14 protein-coding genes and 1 tRNA gene are annotated in these 15019 nt (G+C 55.8%); 9 read left to right on the top strand and 6 right to left on the bottom strand.

Annotation, left to right across the window (positions count from 1 at the left end; translation table 11 throughout):
* Positions 1 to 42 precede the first annotated feature (42 nt).
* Entirely contained in the window at positions 43 to 846 is an 804-nt protein-coding gene (dkgB, locus tag QZQ97_RS13615; RefSeq protein WP_311993831.1) for a 2,5-didehydrogluconate reductase DkgB, read from the top strand.
* A gap of 44 nt (positions 847 to 890) precedes the next feature.
* On the opposite strand, the gene yafC is transcribed toward dkgB, so the two are convergent.
* Positions 891 to 1778 carry a DNA-binding transcriptional regulator YafC gene (gene yafC / locus QZQ97_RS13610; RefSeq protein ID WP_311993830.1) on the bottom strand — a complete coding sequence of 296 codons (888 nt, stop codon included), beginning with the start codon at positions 1776 to 1778 and terminating at the stop codon, positions 891 to 893.
* A gap of 107 nt (positions 1779 to 1885) precedes the next feature.
* Here yafC and QZQ97_RS13605 point away from each other — a divergent pair, with 107 nt between their 5' ends.
* Both QZQ97_RS13605 and QZQ97_RS13600 read left to right on the top strand, forming a co-directional pair.
* Positions 1886 to 3061: an MFS transporter gene (locus QZQ97_RS13605; protein ID WP_311993829.1), complete on the top strand. Its 1176-nt coding sequence runs from the start codon at positions 1886 to 1888 to the stop codon at positions 3059 to 3061.
* Positions 3062 to 3310: 249 nt separating this feature from the next.
* Complete coding sequence (locus QZQ97_RS13600; RefSeq protein ID WP_013811593.1) at positions 3311 to 4105, top strand: endonuclease/exonuclease/phosphatase family protein; 795 nt, start codon at positions 3311 to 3313, stop codon at positions 4103 to 4105.
* 63 nt (positions 4106 to 4168) lie between these two features.
* Here QZQ97_RS13600 and mltD read toward each other — a convergent pair whose 3' ends face one another.
* Together mltD and gloB are read right to left on the bottom strand one after the other, a co-directional pair.
* Positions 4169 to 5554, bottom strand: coding sequence for a murein transglycosylase D (mltD, locus tag QZQ97_RS13595; RefSeq protein WP_311993935.1), 1386 nt, complete (start codon positions 5552 to 5554; stop codon positions 4169 to 4171).
* Between the two features lie 71 nt (positions 5555 to 5625).
* The gene (gloB, locus tag QZQ97_RS13590; protein WP_311993828.1) at positions 5626 to 6381 is read right to left on the bottom strand and encodes a hydroxyacylglutathione hydrolase; all 756 of its coding nucleotides are present in this window, start codon (positions 6379 to 6381) and stop codon (positions 5626 to 5628) included.
* A 44-nt stretch (positions 6382 to 6425) separates the two neighbouring features.
* On the opposite strand from gloB, the gene QZQ97_RS13585 reads away from it, so the two are divergent.
* The gene (locus tag QZQ97_RS13585; protein WP_006323760.1) at positions 6426 to 7145 is read left to right on the top strand and encodes a class I SAM-dependent methyltransferase; all 720 of its coding nucleotides are present in this window, start codon (positions 6426 to 6428) and stop codon (positions 7143 to 7145) included.
* Here the strand turns inward: QZQ97_RS13585 and rnhA are convergent.
* Complete coding sequence (gene rnhA / locus QZQ97_RS13580) at positions 7142 to 7609, bottom strand: ribonuclease HI (protein ID WP_013811596.1); 468 nt, start codon at positions 7607 to 7609, stop codon at positions 7142 to 7144. The two genes, QZQ97_RS13585 and rnhA, sit on opposite strands and share 4 nt — an antisense overlap.
* Positions 7610 to 7681: 72 nt before the next feature.
* On the opposite strand from rnhA, the gene dnaQ reads away from it, so the two are divergent.
* Positions 7682 to 8422, top strand: a complete 741-nt coding sequence (gene dnaQ / locus QZQ97_RS13575; RefSeq protein WP_006322410.1) for a DNA polymerase III subunit epsilon — start codon at positions 7682 to 7684, stop codon at positions 8420 to 8422.
* Positions 8423 to 8567: 145 nt separating this feature from the next.
* Positions 8568 to 8644 (top strand) — tRNA-Asp (locus tag QZQ97_RS13570).
* 46 nt (positions 8645 to 8690) lie between these two features.
* Here the strand turns inward: QZQ97_RS13570 and QZQ97_RS13565 are convergent.
* Positions 8691 to 10151 (bottom strand): NCS1 family nucleobase:cation symporter-1, encoded by a 1461-nt coding sequence (locus QZQ97_RS13565; protein WP_311993827.1) that lies wholly within the window; start codon positions 10149 to 10151, stop codon positions 8691 to 8693.
* A gap of 166 nt (positions 10152 to 10317) precedes the next feature.
* On the opposite strand from QZQ97_RS13565, the gene QZQ97_RS13560 reads away from it, so the two are divergent.
* The 3 genes from QZQ97_RS13560 to puuE are packed head-to-tail and all read left to right on the top strand — an operon-like array spanning position 10318 to position 12765.
* On the top strand, positions 10318 to 11067 hold the full coding sequence (locus QZQ97_RS13560) for a GntR family transcriptional regulator (protein ID WP_311993826.1): 750 nt from the start codon (positions 10318 to 10320) through the stop codon (positions 11065 to 11067).
* Positions 11064 to 11807 (top strand): allantoin racemase, encoded by a 744-nt coding sequence (hpxA, locus tag QZQ97_RS13555; protein WP_311993825.1) that lies wholly within the window; start codon positions 11064 to 11066, stop codon positions 11805 to 11807. Before QZQ97_RS13560 ends, hpxA begins: the two co-directional genes overlap by 4 nt.
* A gap of 19 nt (positions 11808 to 11826) precedes the next feature.
* Entirely contained in the window at positions 11827 to 12765 is a 939-nt protein-coding gene (puuE, locus tag QZQ97_RS13550; protein WP_311993824.1) for an allantoinase PuuE, read from the top strand.
* Positions 12766 to 12820: 55 nt separating this feature from the next.
* Here puuE and QZQ97_RS13545 read toward each other — a convergent pair whose 3' ends face one another.
* Entirely contained in the window at positions 12821 to 15016 is a 2196-nt protein-coding gene (locus tag QZQ97_RS13545) for a TonB-dependent siderophore receptor (protein WP_311993823.1), read from the bottom strand.
* Positions 15017 to 15019: the final 3 nt, after the last annotated feature.

The following is a 15019-nucleotide window of genomic DNA, read 5'->3' as shown; positions in this document are numbered from 1 at the left end:
TCCTCCCATATCGTATCAACATCCTAATGAGAGAATAAAATTATGAGCATCCCTGCATTTGGTTTAGGCACGTTCCGTCTTCAGGATCAGGTCGTGATCGACTCGGTCAGCACTGCGCTGGAATTGGGGTATCGCGTGATTGATACTGCGCAGATCTACGAAAACGAAGCTGCGGTGGGCCAGGCAATTGCCGCCAGCGGCATACCGCGTGACGAGTTGTTCATCACCACCAAGATTTGGATCGCCAATCTGGCGAAGGGCAAGTTGATCCCGAGCCTGCAAGAGAGCCTGAGCAAACTGCAAACGGCCTACGTTGATTTGACGCTGATCCACTGGCCGTCACCCAATGACGAAGTCCCGGTGGCCGAGTTTATGGCTGAGCTGCTGGAAGCCAAAAAACTGGGGCTGACGCGCCAAATCGGGGTGTCCAACTTCACCCTGGACCTGATGCAGCAGGCGATCGATGCCGTGGGCGCAGAGCAGATCGCGACTAACCAAATTGAGCTGTCCCCGTATCTGCAGAACCGTCAGGTGGTTGAGTTTGCTCAGCAGCACGGCATTGCCATCACTTCCTACATGACGCTGGCCTATGGCAAAGCGCTGCAGGATGAAACCATCAAGGCTATCGCGGCACGGCGCAACGCGACCCCGGCGCAGGTTATCCTGGCCTGGGCGCTGCAACTGGGTTACGCGGTGATCCCTTCTTCCACCCGGCGTGAAAATCTGGCGAGCAATCTGCTGGCGCAGCAATTGACGCTGACTGCAGAAGAGATGGCAGAGATCGCCACGCTGGAAAGCAATGGCCGTTTGGTTAGCCCGGAAGGCCTGGCGCCGAACTGGGATTAATGTTCCGGAACATTTGCATCAGGGCGCCCAAGGGGGCGCCTTTTTTATTGCGCCAGGCGTTCGCTGACAAAGTCGATAAAGCTGCGCAGGCGATTGCTGACCGCACTGTCGCTGTAATACACCGCATTGACCGGCATCGCTACCGGCAGGGTCTCTTTCACCAGAATCGGCACCAGATTGCCGCGTTCGATATCTGCATCGATCATAAAATCCGACAGGCAGGCAATGCCGTTACCGTGCAGGCACAGGTGACGCTGGGTTTCGCCGCTGTTGGTGGTCAACCCTGGCGTGATGTCCAGTTGACGGCCGTCGGCACAGGCCAGCGGCCAGCGGTTCAGGCTGGGCAGATCGTTAAAACCGATACAGCAATGCTGTTCCAGTGCCTCTACCGTCTGCGGCGTGCCGTACTGCGCCAGATAGGCGGGGGAGGCCAGCACGCGCCGATAGCTGGTCATCAGCTTACGCGCCTTCAGGCTGGAGTCGCTCAGTTCACCCACGCGGATGGCGATATCTACCTTACGTTCAATCAGGTTGATAAAGTTCTCTGACGACACCAGGGAAAGCGACATCTCCGGGTAACGAGCCCTGAACTCCCCTACCAGCGGCGTCAATACGTGCAGCACCACCGGCGTAGCGGCATCGATACGCAGCAGCCCCTGCGGGCGCTGGCGGCTTTCCATCAGCGCATTTTCTGCCGCCGCCATATCGCTCAGTACCTTCTGCACCTGACGGAAATAGTTTTCCCCTTCCTGCGTCAGGCTGATTTGCCGCGTAGTGCGATTTAGCAGTGTCACACCCAGCTTGGATTCCAGTTTCTTGACCGTGCGGCTGACTACCGAGTTGGCCTGTTCCAACCGCTCGGCCGCCCGGCTGAAACTGCCGCTTTCCACCACGGTGACAAAAGTGATCAGCTCATCAGAATTGGCCTTCATTGTTGCTCCATTGGCAAAATTAATTTGAAATTTTGAGCATTTTTATCATTTAAGCATGAGCAGATAATAGCCGTCATCAACCTGAACGCTATTTGGAGTAAATAAACATGCCTCTCGCATTACTTGCATTGACCATCAGTGCCTTTGCTATCGGCACCACGGAGTTTGTGATAGTCGGTTTGATCCCGACCATCGCAGAGCAACTTGGCGTGACAGTGCCCTCTGCAGGGCTGCTGGTAACCATTTATGCTATCGGCGTGGCGATCGGCGCACCGGTGCTGACAGCCTTAACCGGCCGCGTGCCGCGCAAGCTGCTGCTGATCGGCCTCATGGTGCTGTTCACTCTCGGCAACCTGCTGGCCTGGCAGGCACCAGGCTATGAGTCGCTGGTGGTTGCCCGCCTGCTGACCGGCCTGGCGCACGGTGTATTCTTCTCAATCGGATCTACTATCGCGACCGGCCTGGTGGCGAAAGAGAAGGCAGCCTCGGCGATCGCCATCATGTTCGGCGGCCTGACCGTGGCGCTGGTGACCGGGGTGCCGTTGGGGACCTTTATCGGTCAGCACTTCGGCTGGCGCGAAACCTTCCTGGCGGTATCACTGATTGGCGCTATTGCCACCGTGGCCAGCATCATTCTGGTACCGAACAATATCAAGAATCAGGCCAGCGCCAGTATCGGCGAGCAGCTTAAAGTGCTGACCCATCCGCGCTTGTTGCTTATTTACGCCATCACTGCCCTCGGTTACGGCGGCGTATTCACCACTTTTACCTTCCTGGCGCCAATGATGCAGGAACTGGCGGGTTTCTCCGCCCCGGCGGTAAGCTGGATCCTGCTGGCCTATGGCATTGCGGTGGCGATTGGTAACATCTGGGGAGGGAAACTGGCGGATCGTCATGGCGCCGTGCGTGCGCTGAGCTTTATCTTTGCCGCATTGGCCGCTCTGCTGCTGGTATTCCAGTTCACTGCCGGCCACAGCATTGCCGCGTTGATAACGGTGATCGTCATGGGGGTGTTTGCCTTTGGTAACGTTCCTGGTTTGCAGGTGTATGTGGTGCAAAAAGCCGAGCAGTACACGCCGAACGCGGTGGATGTGGCTTCCGGCCTGAATATTGCGGCATTTAACGTGGGTATTGCGCTGGGGTCGGTGATTGGCGGCCAGACCGTAGCTACCCTGGGTTTGGCGCAAACTCCGTGGATTGGCGCACTGATCGTGCTGGTGGCCCTGTTGCTGGTTGGCCTCAGTGGGCGTCTGGATAAGAAGTACCAGCAGCAGCCAGCCTGATACCCAGGCACTCCCGCTTTTCAGGCCCGCATTTCATTTTGCGGGCCTTTTCGCATTTATCACTCATCGCCGCTAACCTTTACATACATATACTGTCAGAACATTGAACTCCTTGTTTCTCGCCCCTATAACTGAAAAGGATATACCCCGTAAAAGCCATGCCGTCAGGTGAGGGCAGGCGTATAATCGATTCATTGTTGGCGGGAATGTCACCGTCAGTTTCATCCTCATGGGAAATAGGCGAATAGCGTGCCGAAACGAACTTATGCAATGAGGTATGTTGCAGGCCAGCCAGTTGAGCGAATTTTCCCTGGCGCCATTAATCAGCCGCTGCCGCCCGGGGCCGCATTGCCCACGGCGGGCGCGTTGCGAGTCATGGTGTGGAATATCTTCAAACAGCAACGGGCAGACTGGCTCTCGGTGCTGAAAAACTATGGCAAGGATGCACAGCTGGTGCTGCTGCAAGAAGCGCAAACCACGCCTGAACTGGTGAGCTTCGCCACTGCCAACTACCTGGCGGCCGATCAGGTGCCGGCATTTGCGCTGCCTCAACATCCGTCAGGCGTGATGACGTTGGCGGCGGCGCACCCGGTTTACTGCTGCCCGTTGCGTGAGCGCGAACCGCTGCTGCGGTTAGCCAAGTCGGCTTTGATCACCGTCTACCCGCTGTTTAACGGCCAACTGCTGATGGTAGTAAACATCCATGCGGTGAATTTTAGCCTGGGCGTGGACGTATACAGTAAGCAACTGGGGCCGATCGGTGAGCAAATTGCCAATCACCATGGGCCGGTGATCATGGCCGGGGATTTTAATGCCTGGAGCCGCAAACGAATCAATGCGCTGTATCAGTTCGCCAGCGATATGGCGCTGCGTGAGGTGAATTTCACCGATGATCACCGCCGTAAAGCCTTTGGACGCCCATTGGACTTTGTGTTCTATCGCAATATGGGGGTCGCGGAGGCCTCTGTACTGGTGACCAGCGCGTCGGATCATAATCCTCTGCTGGTGGAGTTTCATCCCGAGGCAGACAAGCCGCATTGGTAATGAGCGCACAGGATTCAGACAATAAAAAAGCACCCCGGAGGGTGCTTTTTTTGTGCCGAAAATTTAGGTATCCGGCGACATTTTGTTGCTTACAAACAAGGTCAGTTTCAAACCGGGTTGCAGGCTGCTGCCTTTGCCGAGCGTTGAATTCCAACGCATCACGTCGGTAATATCGACGCGATGACGACGTGCAATACTGGCAAGCGAATCACCTTTACGAACCTGATAGGTGATACTGCCGTTACTGTCAGTGTTGCTGGCCACTTGCAGGGTTTGCCCAACTTTTAAAGCGCTCTTGGCACGTAAGTTGTTCCAACTCTGCAAATCGCTGGTTTTAACATTCAACCGCTTGGCAATGCCCGATACCGTGTCGCCGGAGCGCACTTTATACGAGCTGCCACCAGACAAGCCGCTGTTCTTCGCCAACTGTGTAGTTGGCTGAGTTACCGCGATTTGGCCATCGGCCAACGAGTCTTTCAGCTGATCGGCATTGCCTTTGGGAACCATAATGTAATGGGGCCCGTTGGGTGCCGTAACGCCTTTTTTGTAGCCCGGGTTATAAGCTTTCATCTTGGTAAGCGAAAGCCCAGCCATCTCAGCCGCCTGAGTTAACTGTATTTGCTGCCCGACATCAATACGAGCCAGTGCACGGGTATTATCAGTCTTGGGCAGACTGACGCCGTACTTCTTGCTGTTTTTAATGATGTCGCTCAGCGCCAGCATTTTCGGGACATAGATTGACGTTTCACGCGGAAGCGACAATGCCCAGAAATTGGTTGGCTTACCCTGGCGTTTATTTGCCTTAACTGCTTGCATGACCCGGCCTTCACCACTGTTATAAGCGGCAACGGTCAATAACCAGTCGCCGTTAAACATGCGGTTCAAGTACTGCATCATATCAAGCGCAGCAGTCGTCGAGGCCACGACATCGCGTCGCCCGTCATACCACTGGTTGTTTTTCAAACCATAATTGCGACCCGTTTGCGGCACGATTTGCCATAGCCCTGCGGCGTTGGCACTTGACGTGGCGTGTGGGTCAAAAGCGCTCTCCACTATGGGTAGCAGTACCAGTTCCATCGGCATATTACGTTTCTTAATCTGCCCGACTATCCAGTACATGTACGGCTCTGCCCGTAATGTTACATCGTGGAGATAGCTCTTACTTTTTAGGTACTTTCTTTTTTGATCACGGATCCGGGAATTTTCCGGAACCTCCATCTTCAGCTCGTCGCTAATGAAGTTCCACAGGTTCTGTTGCGCGGCACCACTATTGTTATCTAGCCACCGCGCCGAGCTCGCTCGACCATTCGCTGTGTACTCTCCTGCTTCACCTTCTTGACCTGCCGAAGACAAACTCTGTGCATGCTGTTCTGGGGCCGGTGCATCCTGCCTGGATGACTGGCACCCCACTAGCAAGACTGAGGCGAGAAATATCGCTTTAGCCTTCATGTGTGTGTCAATATAGTTGCTTAAAAGACGAGCAATCATACTTTGCTTCGTCAAATAACACAACTAAAAGCTCAGAAGTTATCTTTCCGCAGGCGTAATTCGGAAAAAACCGAATGAAGGTGGTCTGGTGGCGTATGAAAGCCTAATTTCTTTTGTAAATCAGTGTCATGGCATCGTAAAAATAGGTTAATTTTACGCTCTGTTTGTAGTTTTGTAGGGATGCTGGGGTAACCTTTTGCCCTTAACGCTTCGACTTGTTGTTGATATGTTTCAATCTCTCGATCTTCCGGCAAAATAGCCCGCGCAAACTTAAGATTTGAAAGAGTATATTCATGCGCGCAGCAAATTAAGGTGTTATCGGGAAGTTGCGCGAGTTGTTGAAATGCGTTGTACATTTGCTCGGCCGACCCTTCAAACAGCCTGCCGCAGCCGGCAGAAAAAATCGTGTCTCCGCAGAACAGATAAGGTGCGCTATAGAATGCCACATGGCCCAGCGTATGTCCGGGAACCGCGATAACGGCGTATTGGCGGCCGTTGATTTCGATCGTTTCACCGTCATGAACGATGTGATTTGTTCCTTTGTCGGCCGTTTCCTGCGGGCCATAGACCTTCAACCCAGGATAGCGTGCCGCAATTTGCGCTACGCCGCCAACGTGATCGTGATGATGGTGGGTCAGCAGAATGGCATCAGGCGTCAGATTCAGGCGCTCCAACGCGTCAAGCGCCGGCTGCGCTTCGCCGGGATCGACCAGGACGCAATGCCCTTGTTGGTTATCCAATAACCAAATGTAATTGTCCTGGAAGGCGGGAATGCTGATAAGATTCATGTTGGACCTCATGTTGGCAACGGCTTGAAAGAAGATAATAAATCATGAAACCAGCCCATACTTTAGAAAAGCTCGCCGGCCCACAGTCTTGGGCAGAGATGCCGTGGGGGGAATACTATCGTGAGGCGCTCGAGCGCCAGTTGCAACCCTGGTGGTCGAAGCTGTTCGGTTTTCACCTGCTGAAACTCGGTAACCTCAGCGCCAGCCTGGCGACCGACAAGTGCGCCATTTCGCATCAGGTGAATGTGAGCCTGAAAGGTGAAAACCTGCAGGTGCTGGCGGATGCCTACCAATTGCCTTTCGCCGCCAAATCGGTGGATGCCTGCCTGCTGGCGCATACGCTGTCTTATGCCGACGATCCGCACCGTATGCTGCGCGAAGTCGATCGCGTGTTGATTGATGACGGCTGGCTGGTGATCAGCAGCTTCAACCCGTTCAGCCTGTTGGGATTGGGCAAGCTGGTGCCCGGATTACGCCATCGTCAACCTTATGTCAGCCGCATGTTTACCCAAATGCGTCTGTTGGACTGGCTCAGCCTGTTGAATTATGAAGTGCTGCATCAGGCGCGTTTTCATGTTCTGCCGTGGCAGCGCAAAGGCGGGACGTTTTTAAGTACGCATTTGCCGGCGCTGGGGTGCATGAGCGTGATCGTCGCGCGTAAACGCACCTTGCCGCTGACCCCAACGCCGATGAAGGTCGGGGCCAGAAAACCGGCTCTCAGCCGCGCCGTCGGCGCGACCAAGAGTTACCGCAAGCTGCCTTAACTTTCCGGTTTGTAACCCACGTCATCCTGGGTGGGGTTGCCCGCCGCATCGCGTGCCAGCACGTCGCAGCGTTCGTTCTCCGGGTGGCCGGCGTGGCCTTTGACCCACTCCCACTTGATGGTGTGGGTCTGAATAGCCAGGTCCAACCGCTGCCAAAGATCGACATTTTTGACCGGTTTTTTATCGGCGGTTTTCCAGCCACGCTTTTTCCAGTTATGGATCCAACTGGTGATGCCCTGACGCACATATTGGCTGTCGGTGCTCAGCGTCACTTCGCAGGGGGTGGTCAGGGCTTCGAGTGCGACAATCGCCGCCATCAGCTCCATGCGATTGTTGGTCGTCAGGCGGTAGCCCGCACTGAAGGTTTTCTCAACTTGTTTATAGCGCAGTATTGCGCCATAGCCACCGGGGCCCGGGTTGCCAAGGCAGGAGCCGTCGGTGAAAATTTCTACCTGTTTGAGCATCTCTGGTAGACTCTTCCTATCAGTTTTATAAAAGCCAAGTCTGACATAAACGAGCGCTGTGAGCACTGCAATATGATCTCTACAACCACCAGACAGATTGTCCTCGATACCGAAACCACCGGTATGAACAAACTCGGGGTGCATTACGAAGGCCACCGCATCATTGAAATTGGTGCAGTGGAAGTGATTAACCGCCGCCTGACCGGTCGCCACTACCACGTTTACGTCAAACCGGACCGGCTGGTAGATCCGGAGGCCTACGGGGTTCACGGTATCAGCGATGAGTTTCTGGCGGATAAACCCACGTTCGACCAAATTGCCGATGAGTTCATCGAATTCATCCGCGGCGGTGAATTAGTCATTCATAATGCGTCGTTCGACATCGGCTTTATGGATCACGAATTCCGCATGTTGCAAAAGGGGCTCCCGAAGACCGACACCTTCTGCACCATCACCGACAGCCTGTTAATGGCGCGCCGCCTGTTTCCGGGCAAGCGCAACAACCTCGACGCCCTGTGCGGCCGTTATGAGATAGACAACAGCAAGCGTACGCTGCACGGCGCATTGCTCGATGCCGAGATCCTGGCGGAAGTTTATCTGGCAATGACCGGCGGCCAGACGTCGATGGCGTTTCAGATGGAAGGCGACACGCAACATAACGACTCGACGCAGGATATACAGCGCATCGTCCGTCCGGCGACGGCGATGAAAGTGGTCTATGCCAGTGATGCAGAAGTGGTGGCCCATGAGGCACGGCTGGATTTGGTGGCGAAAAAGGGTGGCAGTTGCCTGTGGCGAGCGGAAGCGGAATAACGGCGTTCCCGGCATGAAAACGCGTCTTTTAAGCGCCTTAGCTGAAAAACTGCGCAAACGGTTAATTTCGTAAGAAAAGGCATTGACGCAATAGAAACTCAACCGTAATATGCGCCTCGTTCCTCTCGCAAGAGTTGAACGGCGCGGAGCGGTAGTTCAGTTGGTTAGAATACCTGCCTGTCACGCAGGGGGTCGCGGGTTCGAGCCCCGTCCGTTCCGCCAACATTAAGAAGCCCTGAGTTAGCAATAACTCAGGGCTTCGTTGTTTTTAATCTTTGCTCAACTGCGTTTTGGCAAAGGTTACCGACTGATTGGCTGCCCATTCGCGACGGGCAATGATCCGATAGCATCCCCCACCCAGTGCCACGCCGATAAACCAGCTAAAGTTAGCCACCTCATGCAGGCTGGGCGTAAAGCTGATCGCCAGCCCGATAATCACCGAGGGTACCAGCGCCCAGATGGCGTTCGGGTTAAAACCGTTCTTATACCAGTAACGCCCCCCTGGCGTAGCGTTGTACAAATCGTCGACGTGCAGCTTGCCGCGTTTGATGATGTAAAAATCCACCAGCAAAATGCCGAACAACGGGCCAATAAAGGCCGCCAGCACGTCCAGCGTATAGTGGATCAGCTCGGGTGACTGGAACAGATTCCATGGCGTCAGCAGGAAAGAACCTACGGCGGCGATCATCCCGCCGGTGCGGAAGCTGATTTTCTGCGGCGAACAGTTGGAGAAATCAAACGCCGGGGACACAAAGTTGGCCACGATATTGATGCCGATGGTGGCGACAATCATGGTCAGCAGGCCAAGGGCCACGGCGATATCGCTGTCGAGGCGGGTGACGGTTTCGATCGGATCGGTGATCAACTGACCGAACAGCGGCAGGGTGCCGGAAACGATCACCACGGTGACCAGAGAGAACAGCAGATAGTTGAACGGCAGGCCCCAGCGGTTGCCGCGTTGCACCTCGGCAAAGCTTTTGCCGTAGCGGGTAAAGTCGCCGAAATTCAGCAACGGACCGGAAAAGTAAGACACCACCAGCGCAGTGGCGGTCAGCATCAGCCAGCCCTGCTCACCGGCGCTCAGGGTTTTGCTCGCCAGCGTGAGGGAAAGGTTGGAGAAACCGACGCGGTATACAATCCAGCCGGCTAAAGCGAACATCACCACATACACCGCCGGTCCGGCGATATCGATAAAGCGCTTGATCGCCGCCATGCCGTGCCAGAACACCATCGCCTGCAATAGCCACATGGTGATGTAACAAACCCAGCCAAGTTGCGATAGCCCGAGGAAATGCGGCTGGATCATCGGCTCCAGCGACGGGAAGAATTTCAGCAACGTCAGCATCAGCGCATTGGAAGCCAGATAGGTTTGTATACCGTACCAGGCGAAGGCGATCATCCCGCGGATCACCGCCGGAATGTTGGCGCCGAACACGCCAAACGCCTGGCGGCTCAGCACGGCGTAAGGCACACCGCCGAGTTGGCTGGGTTTGGCGACCAGGTTGGCGCAAAACTGCACGATACAGATCCCCACCAGCAGGCAAATCAGTACCTGCCAGCTCGACAGACCGAGAGCGAAGAAGCTGGCGGCTACCACATAGCCGCCCATGCTGTGTACATCCGACATCCAGAAGGAAAAGATGTTGTACCAGTTCCAGTTCTGATCGCGCGTCGGCGCCAGATCGTCGTTACACAGCTTTGGGCTGTAATTTTCATTAGGGTTTGGCATAAATCGTGCTCCTCTCAATAACGTCACCCGGATGTGGTTATCTGTTTTTTGGCAAAGATTGCTGAGAAGGCTTTTGCAGGATTCAGGCCATATTGCTCTTTTTTGTATACAAAATATCTTAATCTTGTATACGATTTGATTCTCTAACGGTACAGGGAGCAGCAAAATGATCGGCACGACGATCGGCGCCAACGCCGTGTGGCTTGGGCAACAAGCCACTTATTTCACTGAAGATAAAGACGATCATATTTACAACGAGCTGGTGAAGGCGATTGTCGAACACCGGCTGCTGCCCGGCAGCAAATTGCCGGAAGAGGCGTTGGCGGAGACCTTTGGCGTCAGCCGCACCGGGATCCGGCGGGTGCTGCAGCGCCTTGCTGCAGTGCAGCTGGTTACCCACCTGCCCAAGCGTGGTGCACAGGTGACAACGCCGGGGCAGGATGAGGCGGCGAACGTTTTCCAGACGCGCAAAATGCTGGAGTGCGCCAATTTGCCGCAGGTGGTCGCCGTCTGTCGCGAAGAACATCTGCTGGCGATGGAAGGCATCGTGGCGCAGGAACAGCAGGCGCACCGCGATCAGGACGGCGCGGCGGCCATTCGTCTGTCTGCCGCGTTTCACGTTCAATTACAGGCGATCGCCGGCAATAACGTACTGACCGAAATGGTTTCGCAGCTCACGTTGCGCTCATCACTGGTGATTGCCGTTTACGGTGCCCCCTGGCAACAGGGCTGCCGTTGCCATGATCACAGCGATCTGTTGGCGCTGTTACGCCGCAAGGACTGCACGGCGCTGGCGGAGCACATGGCCCGCCATTTTGACGATATTGTGGCGAACCTGAGATTTAATGACGTTGCGGATGAAATCCCTGATTTCGCCCGTATTTTTGCCAAGAGCGGTTTGCAGGAGCCTTTATGACAGCCGATTGCATCATCCAGGTTATCAACCCGAACACCAGCCGGGCAATGACGGCGACCATTGCCGATGCTGCCCGCGCCGTGGCCGCGCCGGGTACCGAGATCCTGGCGGTTTGTCCGCAAGAGGGGGCGCCGTCGATAGAAGGCCATTTCGACGAAGCGATTGCCGCGATCGGTGTGCTGCAACAGGTCAAACTCGGGCGCGAGGCCGGCGTCAGCGGCCATATCATTGCCTGTTTTGGCGATCCGGGCCTGCTGGCTGCGCGTGAGCTGGCAAGCCGGCCGGTGGTTGGCATCGCCGAGGCGGCCATGCATATGGCGACGCTGGTGGCGACGCGCTTTTCTATCGTCACCACGCTGCCGCGCACGCTGACCATTGCGCGTCACTTACTGCATCAATATGGGTTTGAGCGCCACTGCGCCGCGCTGCACGCTATCGATCTGCCGGTGCTGGCACTGGAAGATGGCAGCGGCCTGGCTCAGCAAAAAGTACGCGAACAATGCATTAAAGCAAAACGGCACGACGGCAGCGGGGCGATAGTGCTTGGCTGTGGCGGCATGGCCGATTTGGCCCGCGAACTGACGCAGGAATTGGGGATCCCGGTGATCGACGGCGTCAGCGCTGCGGTGAAAATGATCGAGTCGCTGCATGCGCTGGGCTTGAGCACCAGCAAGCACGGCGATCTGGATTTCCCGCTGGTCAAGCCCTTGTCCGGCATGTTTGGCAGTTTTAACGGGTAATCAGCAGAGGGAAACGGCGATGAAAGAGTCTGATTTCAATAAAGAGTATCCCCGTGATTTGATTGGCTATGGTGGCCGGCCGCCGCACGCCCGCTGGCCGGGGCAGGCGCGTATCGCGGTCCAGTTTGTACTCAACTACGAAGAGGGCGCGGAAAACAGTGTGCTGCATGGCGACGCCGGTTCCGAACAGTTCCTGTCCGATATCATTGGTGCGGCCAGCTACCCCGAACGGCATATGTCGATGGAGTCGCTGTACGAGTACGGGTCACGCGCCGGGTTCTGGCGTATCCATAATGAATTCCAACGTCGCGGCCTGCCGTTGACGGTGTTTGGCGTAGCGATGGCGCTGGCGCGCAATCCGTTGGTGGTCGAGGCGATCAAAAACGCCAATTATGATGTGGTCAGCCACGGCTGGCGCTGGATCCACTACCAGAATATGGATGAAGCGACCGAACGGCAGCATATGCAGCGGGCGATCTCGGTACTGAGCGATCTGTTCGGCAAGGCACCGCTCGGCTGGTACACCGGTCGCGACAGCCCGAATACCCGCAGGCTGGTGGTGGAGCAGGGCGGTTTGCTGTACGACAGCGACTATTATGGCGACGATCTGCCGTTCTGGACCGAAGTGCAGTGCGCCAATGGTGACAAAAAACCGCACCTGATCGTGCCCTACACGCTTGAAGCCAACGATATGCGCTTTGCTTCGCCGCAGGGCTTTAACACCGGCGAGCAGTTCTATACCTACCTGAAAGACAGTTTTGACGTGTTGTATGCCGAAGGGGAAGCGTCGCCGAAGATGCTGTCGATAGGTATGCACTGCCGCTTACTGGGGCGCCCGGGCAAGTTCCGCGCATTGCAGCGGTTCCTGGATCATGTCGAGCAGCATGATCGGGTCTGGGTATGCCGACGGCAGGATATCGCCGAACATTGGGTGGCGCAGCACCCTTTCAAAAAATAACCCGTGCCGGCACGGGTCGATTGATGTGGGCGCCGTAGAGGCGCCCTCATCAGGATCAGAACAGCACGGAGTAGTTCAGACCAAAGGTACGGCCACGGCCTTTATAGCTGTACAGCTCTGGTGAGCCGTAGGTTGGGCTGTAAAGGATCGGCGCGCGCTGGCCCCAGACGGTGGTGTAATTCTTGTCCAGCAGGTTTTCCACGCTGAAACTGACTTTCCCCACCGGCAAAGCGTAGCTGCCGAGGAAATCGAGGGTGTTGTAACCGTTGATTTTATTCCCGTCGGCATCCGATACGTCGAAGGTTTGCTGCGACTGCATGCGAAGATTCCAGTCGCCCGGCGCCCAATTGACGTAGGCGGTGGCTTTCGACGGGCTGGCGGTGTCGACGGTCAGCTTCTCCCACTTGCCGTCGGTTTTGGTTTCCGATTTGATCACGTTAAAGGTGGTGCCGGTGCTCCATTCGCTGTTATCGAAGAAGTAATCCACCGCACCTTCCACCCCGTAAATCCGGCGTTTATCCGAATCCAGGTTGATGGTCATGTCGGTTTTGTTGATCGAGATGGTCTTATCCGACAGCGAGTAGTAGGCAGCGACCTGAGTACGCAAGTTATCGCCGGTATAGCGCCAGCCCAACTCGTAAGAGTTAACCTTGATGCCTTCCAGTTTGGAGTCATTAACGTTGACGCTTTTCTGCAACTGATAATGCCCGTCGACCAGCTTATAGGTGCCCGAACCGTAGTACTTCGCCAGATCCGGGATCTCAAAGCCTTGCGAGAAGTTGAACCACGCCTGCTGACGTTCGGTCAGGTGTGCCAGTAAACCGGCGTTGAACAAAACGTTGTTGTAGTCGGTTTTGCCGCCCGGCACCGCATCGGCGGAGTTCGCCAGACCGTTGGCGATCCCTTGTTGCTGCGCATAGCCGACAAAGTCGTCCACCTTGTTCTCGGTGTATTGATAACGTACGCCGCCGCTGAGGGTAAACATCGGGTCGATGTCGTAGCTGGCCTGCAGGAATGGCGCCAGGTTGGTGGTGGTATAGCCAGGATAGCGGCCGACGTTATAGGCATTTTCCAGCGTCATACCGCCGGACTGCTGCGCCTTGGCCAGATTGAAGAACTGCTGGTTGGCGTTGAAGCTTTCATGCTCGGCGTCGACGCCGTAAGTCAGCGTCAGAGCGTCAATCGGTTTGCTGTTCAGCGTCAGTTTGCCGCCGTAAAAATCGGTTTTTTGCTGTGAAGCACCGATGCTGGTGACCTTGCCGCCGGCCAGCGTCGGGAATGGGTAGAAGGTCAACGACTCGTCGCGATAATAGACCTGAGCCACCAAATCCTGGCCCCAGAAATCGGTGTTGGAATACTGCAGGTTAATCAGGTGGCGTTCGGTGCCCGGGATGCGATCCGAGTTCAGATTGCTGCCGTTGGAGGCCTGGCCTGCACCGGTCACGGCCGAGAAATCTTTCCCCAGATACAGACCGTGCTTCCCGTCTGACTCACTGTTGAAATACTGCGTCGTCACCTGCAACTGCTGGTGATCGTCAATGTTAATGGTGCCGGTACCCATCACGTCGATGCGATCGGAATATTGCAGCCCGGTCTGGGTGTTATCAATCAACACCTCATTGCCCTTGCCGTCGTACCAACCGCCGTAACGCTGATAGGAGACCGACAGGCGGCCCGAAGCGTTGTCGTTGCCGCCGCTGACCGCCGCCGACACATTCTCGTCGTGATCGTTATGGCCGCCGAAACCGGTTTTTCCGCCCACCTGCAGCTCAACCTGTTTCTCTTTTTGCCCTTTCTTGGTGACGATATTGATCAGGCCACCGGTGCTGCCGCCGCCATACAGCGAGGTGGCGCCGGAAATCACCTCAATGTGTTCGATGTTGAACGGATCGATGGAATCCAACTGGCGGCTGTCGCTGCGCGAAGAATTCAAACGCACGCCGTCGATCATCACCATCATCGAACGGCCGCGCATGTTCATGCCGTAGTTGGTACGGCCCTGGCTGCTGACATCCATGCCTGGGATCAGTTGCGCCAGGATATCTTTGATTTCCTTGCCGCCCTGAACCTGTTGCTCAATTTCCTGGCTTTCAATCACCCAGGTGGTTTGCGCCATCTCCGCCACGCTGCGATGCGAGCGGCTGGCGGATACCACCATTTGATCTTCGCTTTTTTGTTCTTCTGCCCAGGCAGCCGGCGCAAGCATCGCCAGCATGCAAGGGTTCAATACCCAAAGGTGTCTGCGTTTCATCGT

This window comes from Serratia sp. root2, from assembly GCF_031931805.1.
GTDB lineage: Bacteria > Pseudomonadota > Gammaproteobacteria > Enterobacterales > Enterobacteriaceae > Serratia > Serratia inhibens.
This window is presented reverse-complemented; position numbering and strand designations above follow the sequence as displayed.

What these genes read in the sequence shown, in the direction of transcription:
- QZQ97_RS13545 (WP_311993823.1), bottom strand. Translation starts at nt 15,016, where the DNA reads ATGAAACGCAGACACCTTTGGGTATTGAACCCTTGCATGCTGGCGATG.
- QZQ97_RS13585 (WP_006323760.1), top strand. Translation starts at nt 6,426, where the DNA reads ATGAAACCAGCCCATACTTTAGAAAAGCTCGCCGGCCCACAGTCTTGG.
- mltD (WP_311993935.1), bottom strand. Translation starts at nt 5,554, where the DNA reads ATGAAGGCTAAAGCGATATTTCTCGCCTCAGTCTTGCTAGTGGGGTGC.
- yafC (WP_311993830.1), bottom strand. Translation starts at nt 1,778, where the DNA reads ATGAAGGCCAATTCTGATGAGCTGATCACTTTTGTCACCGTGGTGGAA.
- QZQ97_RS13560 (WP_311993826.1), top strand. Translation starts at nt 10,318, where the DNA reads ATGATCGGCACGACGATCGGCGCCAACGCCGTGTGGCTTGGGCAACAA.
- QZQ97_RS13565 (WP_311993827.1), bottom strand. Translation starts at nt 10,151, where the DNA reads ATGCCAAACCCTAATGAAAATTACAGCCCAAAGCTGTGTAACGACGAT.
- QZQ97_RS13605 (WP_311993829.1), top strand. Translation starts at nt 1,886, where the DNA reads ATGCCTCTCGCATTACTTGCATTGACCATCAGTGCCTTTGCTATCGGC.
- puuE (WP_311993824.1), top strand. Translation starts at nt 11,827, where the DNA reads ATGAAAGAGTCTGATTTCAATAAAGAGTATCCCCGTGATTTGATTGGC.
- dkgB (WP_311993831.1), top strand. Translation starts at nt 43, where the DNA reads ATGAGCATCCCTGCATTTGGTTTAGGCACGTTCCGTCTTCAGGATCAG.
- rnhA (WP_013811596.1), bottom strand. Translation starts at nt 7,609, where the DNA reads ATGCTCAAACAGGTAGAAATTTTCACCGACGGCTCCTGCCTTGGCAAC.
- dnaQ (WP_006322410.1), top strand. Translation starts at nt 7,682, where the DNA reads ATGATCTCTACAACCACCAGACAGATTGTCCTCGATACCGAAACCACC.
- hpxA (WP_311993825.1), top strand. Translation starts at nt 11,064, where the DNA reads ATGACAGCCGATTGCATCATCCAGGTTATCAACCCGAACACCAGCCGG.
- gloB (WP_311993828.1), bottom strand. Translation starts at nt 6,381, where the DNA reads ATGAATCTTATCAGCATTCCCGCCTTCCAGGACAATTACATTTGGTTA.